The organism is Jiella sp. M17.18 (genome assembly GCF_041027365.1).
GTDB lineage: Bacteria > Pseudomonadota > Alphaproteobacteria > Rhizobiales > Rhizobiaceae > VKMB-3413.
On the sequence record NZ_JBFTEH010000052.1, the window covers coordinates 1 to 953 of the forward strand.

Sequence of the window (953 nt, forward strand, 5' to 3'; positions counted from 1 at the left end):
CAGACCTCTTTCCAATGATCTTCGCGAGCGGGTGGTGTCGGCGATCCTGGCGGGGGAGACCTGCCGGTCTGCGGCCATGCGGTTCGGTGTGGCGGTGTCGTCGGCGGTGAAGTGGGCGCAGCGCTATCGGCAGACCGGGTCGGTGGCACCGCGGCGGATGGGCAATTACCGCCGGCCTGTGCTCGAGCCGCACCGAGCCTTCATCATCGAGCGGATCGAGGCGATCCCGCATTTGACGCTGCACGGCCTGAAGGACGAGCTGGCGGCGCGTGGGGTTAAGGTGTCGCACAATGCCGTCTGGCTGTTCCTGCGCCGCGAGGGGCTGCGGTTCAAAAAAAACTCTGCACGCCCTTGAGCAGGCCCGGGCCGATATTGCCCGCCGGCGCCGGCGCTGGCGATCCCGCCAGGCGGGTCTCGATCCGCGGCGACTGGTGTTCATCGACGAAACCTGGATCAAGACGAACATGGCGCCGCTGCGCGGCTGGGGAGCCAAGGGCAAGCGGTTGCCCGGCTTTGCGCCGCATGGCCATTGGCGCACGCTCACCTTCCTCGGAGCGCTGCGCCACGACGGCCTTGCGGCCCCTTGCGTCTTCGACGGACCTATCAACGGCACCTGCTTCCGGGCCTATGTCGAGCAGGTGCTCCTGCCGACCCTGAAGCCGGGCGACATCGTCGTCATGGACAATCTCGGCAGCCACAAATCGGCGGCCGTCAGGCAGATGATCCGTTCGGCCGGAGCAAGGCTGCATTATCTGCCGCCCTACTCGCCCGACCTGAACCCGATCGAGCAGACCTTCGCGAAGATCAAGCACTGGATGCGGCTGGCCCAGGAACGCAGCATCGAAGACACATGGCGCCGCATCGGCGCTCTGGTGGAAACCATCCAGCCCGCCGAATGCGCCAACTACTTCGCCAACGCCGGCTACGCTTCCGTCAAACCGTGAAACGCTCTA

The 953-nt window shown here is 66.0% G+C and carries 1 protein-coding gene; it reads left to right on the forward strand.

What is annotated here, in order from left to right; translation table 11 throughout:
* Positions 1 to 944 (forward strand): IS630 family transposase gene (locus tag AB5S17_RS23420; RefSeq protein WP_369243580.1). Its coding sequence is split into 2 segments (ribosomal slippage), with 943 coding nucleotides annotated over them: positions 1 to 331 and positions 333 to 944; the frame shifts between segments, so codons are not numbered across the junction. This gene is flagged as partial in the annotation.
* Positions 945 to 953: the final 9 nt, after the last annotated feature.